This is a genomic window from Reyranella sp. (genome assembly GCF_004296935.1).
Lineage (GTDB): Bacteria > Pseudomonadota > Alphaproteobacteria > Reyranellales > Reyranellaceae > Reyranella.
Window position 1 is genome coordinate 1 of sequence record NZ_SCVH01000012.1, and the last position, 4,040, is coordinate 4,040.

The following is a 4,040-nucleotide window of genomic DNA, read 5'->3' on the forward strand; positions in this document are numbered from 1 at the left end:
CTGGAGTCCGCAAGAGGGGCCGCGGGTTCGCCTCATGGCCTGGTGCAGCCGCCGCGGGTCCTGACCCGTGGACAGTCCCAAGAACGACCCCGTCTCAACTCGGCGCCAGATAACGACGCCAGAACAGACACTTAACGACATCCTGGGCACAGGGTGCGCCGGGGCTTGTGCAAACGAAGAAACCGGGAGCGGCACAAAAGCCAATGGAACAGGGCTTATCCCGGAGTCTGGCCCAACTTCGGGCCCAACACTCCCACGTTTCAGGTGGGCCCGCCGAGGGCGGGAAAAGATTGAATTTGCTGGCTCCCAGGCGGCTGGAGAGCCCGATTTATGTGTGTCGAGTTGGGCCCGATTTCAAAAGTTGGGCCGAGCCGGCGGCGCTACCTGAGCGCCGCCGCGATGTTGCCGCCGTCGACGGTGGTCACGCTGCCGGTCGTCTTGGGCGCCTTGGCGAGCGCCACGAAGGCCTGGGCCACGTCGTCGGCCGTCACTTCGAGGCCGAGCAGGTTGCCGCCCATGTAGTCGGCCTCGCTCAAGCCCCGCGCCCTGGAGCGCTGGGCGATCATCTCATCGTTGAGCAGGCCGGTGCGGATGCGGTCGGCATTGACGGCGTTGGCGCGGATGCCGTCGCCGCCGTGGTCGAGCGCGTACTGGCGCATCAGGAACAGGGTCGCGGCCTTCGGGAGTCCGTAGGGGCCGAAGTCCGGTCCGGGGTTCACCGCCTGCTTGGAGGTGTTGAACAGCAGGCAGCCGCCCAGGTTTTGCGCGCGCATCACGCGCACGGCATTCTGCGCCACGCTCTGGTGGGCCCAGAAGTTGAGCTCGAAGCTCTTGCGCAGGGTGGCGTCGTCGACGTCGCCGATGCGGCCCTGCCAGGCGGCGCCCGCGTTGGAGACGACGATGTCGACGCCGCCCCAGGTGGCCGCGACCTTGTCGAAGGCGGCGCGCACCGAGGCGGGGTCGGTCACGTCGCAGGCGATGCCGAGGCCCTTCACCTTGGAAACGTCGCGGTCGAGCACGGCAACTTCGGCGCCTTCGCGGGCGAAGGCCTGCGCCGTTGCCGCGCCGATACCCGAGGCGCCGCCGGTGACGACGACGATGCGGCGTGCCAGCGGCTTCTCGGCCGCGGCACTCAGTTTGGCCTGCTCGAGCGACCAGTATTCGATGTCGAAAATGTCGGGCTCGGGAATGCACTCATAGGTGCCCAGCCGCTCGGCGTCGGCGATCACGGCCACCGTGGTCTCTGCAAGGTCGGCCGCGATCTTGGCGTCCTTCGAGGTATTGCCGAGGCCGAACAGGCCGAGGCCCGGGACCAGCACGACGCGCGGGACCGGATCGAGTTCCTTCTTGGCCACGACCTGCTTGCCGTTGTGGCGCGCGAAGTAGGCATGATAAGCGGCGGCGAATTTTTCCAGCGCGGCCTTGGTGTCCCTGGCGAAGACATCGAGCTTGCCGGCTTCGGGCGCGGGCGCGACGAACGGCAGGTTCTTGGTGCGGATGGCGTGGTCGGGCGTCACCGGCCCCTGCTGGCTGTAGCGCGCGATCTCCTTGCCGCCGACGAAGGCCAGGATCTCCGGCCCGGTGCGGAACTCGAACACGAAGCGCTGCGATGCCTCGCGGCCGCCGGTCCTGGCCGGCAGCGACATCAGCCCGCGCAGGATCGGTGCGACCTCAGCGGCGGTGGCGATGGCCTTGGGCAGCGTGGCGCCGGCGAAGATCTTGCGCGTTTCCTTCGCCAACCGCTTCTCGGCCAGCGTCACCAGGTCGATCATGCGCACGTAGGCTTCTTCCGCCGTGGCGCCCATCGAGAAGATGCCGTGCTTCAGAAGCACCAGCCCTTCGACGCCGGGATGGGCGCGCGAGATCTCGTCGGTCTTTTTGGCCAGCGCAAAGCCCGGCATGACGTAAGGCACCAGGGCGGCGCGCTTGCCGAACACGTCGCGTGCCAGGGCCTCGCCGTCGGGCTGGTCGGTGAGCGACAGCACCGCGTTGGAATGGGTGTGGTCGATGAATTTGTGCGGCAGGAAGGCGTGCAGCAGCGTCTCGACCGAGGGATTGGGCGACTTCGAATCGAGAAGATTGCAGCGCTGGACGTTGACCATGTCCTCGTCGGAGAGCGCCTGCAGGCCCTTCAGCTCGCCGAGCGGCGCCAGGCGCACCGCCGGCAGGCCGGGGGCCTCGATCGTGCCCATGTCCCAGCCGCTGCCTTTCACGCAGAGCACGTCGATCTCGGTGCCGGTGATGTCGGACATCCGCGTCTTCACCGAGGTGTTGCCGCCGCCATGCAGCACCAGGCGCGGCTCGCCGCCCAGCAGGCGCGTGGTGTAGACGCGTAGCGCCAGGTCTTCGTTGATGCCCTTGGCGGCGTGGCGCGCGATCGCAGCCTTGGCGTCGCCGTCGGACCACAGGTTTTCCATCGGAAGCCTCTCCTAAGCGTGCGCGATCACGATCTTGCCGAAATGGTTCTGGCTCTTGAGGTGCCGGTACGCTTCCTTCGCCTCGGCGAAGGGGAACACCTTGTCGATGACGGGCCTGAGGCCGTTGGCCGCGATGGCGCGGTTCATGCCCTCGAACATCTGCTTGCTGCCGACATAGAGGCCCTGCACGCGGAGGTTCCGCCGCAGGATCGGCATCGGGTCGACTTGCGCCATGCCCGTGAGCAGGCCGATGACGGCGATCCGGCCGCCGAGGCGCGTGGCCATGAAGGAGCGGGGGAGCGTGCCGGCGCCGCCCACTTCCACGGTGATGTCGGCGCCGCGGCCGCCGGTCAGCCGCAGCGTTTCCTTGTCCCAGTCGGGCGTGGCCTTGTAGTCGATCACCGCCTCGGCGCCCATTTTCTTCAGGCGTTCGGCTTTCGCGGCCGAGCTCGAGGTCGCGATCACGCGCGCGCCGAACATTTTCGCGAACTGCAGGGCGAAGATCGAAACGCCGCCCGAGCCCAGGATCTGCACGACGTCGCCGGCCTTGATGTTGCCGATCTCGACCAGCGCATGCCACGCCGTCAGGCCGGCGCAGGGCAGGGTCGCCCCTTCCTCGAAGCTGAGGCCCGCCGGCAGCTGGACCACGCCGTCTTCTTCCAGCACGGCGAGCTCGGTCAGCATGCCGTCGATCGCGCCGCCCATCGCCGAAGCCTGTGCCGCCTCGTCGATCGCGCCGCCGATCCACTTCTGCATGAAGCAGCCGGCGACCCGGTCGCCCACCTTGACCCGGCTGACTCCGGGGCCGACCGCGACGACCTCGCCGGCACCGTCCGATAGCGGGATCAAATCGGCCTTGGGCGCGGCGCGGGCGTACTGCGCCTCGATGGTGAGCAGGTCGCGGTAGTTGAGGGAGGTGGCGCGCACCCGCACCAGCACCTGGCGCGGGCCGGGCGCCGGATCGGGCCGGTCGGCCAGGGTGAGCGAGTCGATGCCCTTGGGCGAGGGGATGATGTAGCACTTCATCACTGGCTGCCTTTCAATTCGAGCACGGTCTTGGCCATCACCGCCTCCTGATCCCACGGGAACAGGATCCAGGTATCCTGGCTCACTTCCGTAACATAGCTGTCGACGGTCGGCCGTCCGGCGGGCTTGGCATAGACCGTGGCGAAATGCGCCTCAGGCATCACCGCCCGCACGGCCCGGGCGGTGATGCCGGTGTCGACCAGGTCGTCGACGATCAGCCAGCCCTTGCCCTTTTCCTGCTCGGCGGTCGTGCCCTTCAGCAGCTCGACCTTGCCGCCCCGCGCCATGCGGTCGTAGGTCGAGCAGCAGACCGTGTCGATCAGGCGAAGATTGAGCTCGCGCGCGATGATGGCGGCGGGCACCAGCCCGCCCCGGGTGATCGCGACCAGGCCCTTGAACGGCCCGAGATCGGCCAGCCGCCAGGCCAGCGCCCGGGCATCGCGGTGCAATTCCGTCCACGAGACGGGAAACATCTTGTTGTAGCCGGCACTGCTCGCCATGCGGTCTTCTCCCTCGGCCTGTCCGGTTTGGCTTGCTCCCCGACGGAGGCTGCATTAACAGCTTCGAAGGACGCAATGAAGATCAGATCGGAAGAGC

Annotated in this window: 3 protein-coding genes; all 3 read right to left on the reverse strand. The window is 67.8% G+C overall.

The features are described from left to right. Nucleotides 1-380: 380 nt before the first annotated feature. Genes EPO55_RS01170 through gpt form a run of 3 tightly spaced genes read right to left on the reverse strand, consistent with a single transcriptional unit; the run spans nucleotide 381 to nucleotide 3,943 of the window. Nucleotides 381-2,417, reverse strand: a complete 2,037-nt coding sequence (locus EPO55_RS01170) for a bifunctional aldolase/short-chain dehydrogenase (RefSeq protein WP_296334548.1) — start codon at nucleotides 2,415-2,417, stop codon at nucleotides 381-383. A 12-nt stretch (nucleotides 2,418-2,429) separates the two neighbouring features. Beyond that, complete coding sequence (locus EPO55_RS01175; protein WP_296334549.1) at nucleotides 2,430-3,443, reverse strand: NAD(P)-dependent alcohol dehydrogenase; 1,014 nt, start codon at nucleotides 3,441-3,443, stop codon at nucleotides 2,430-2,432. After that, on the reverse strand, nucleotides 3,443-3,943 hold the full coding sequence (gpt, locus tag EPO55_RS01180; RefSeq protein WP_296334550.1) for a xanthine phosphoribosyltransferase: 501 nt from the start codon (nucleotides 3,941-3,943) through the stop codon (nucleotides 3,443-3,445). Before gpt ends, EPO55_RS01175 begins: the two co-directional genes overlap by 1 nt. Nucleotides 3,944-4,040: the final 97 nt, after the last annotated feature.

Coding starts and splice junctions, on each gene's coding strand:
- EPO55_RS01170 (WP_296334548.1), bottom strand. CDS start 2,417: ATGGAAAACCTGTGGTCCGACGGCGACGCCAAGGCTGCGATCGCGCGC.
- EPO55_RS01175 (WP_296334549.1), bottom strand. CDS start 3,443: ATGAAGTGCTACATCATCCCCTCGCCCAAGGGCATCGACTCGCTCACC.
- gpt (WP_296334550.1), bottom strand. CDS start 3,943: ATGGCGAGCAGTGCCGGCTACAACAAGATGTTTCCCGTCTCGTGGACG.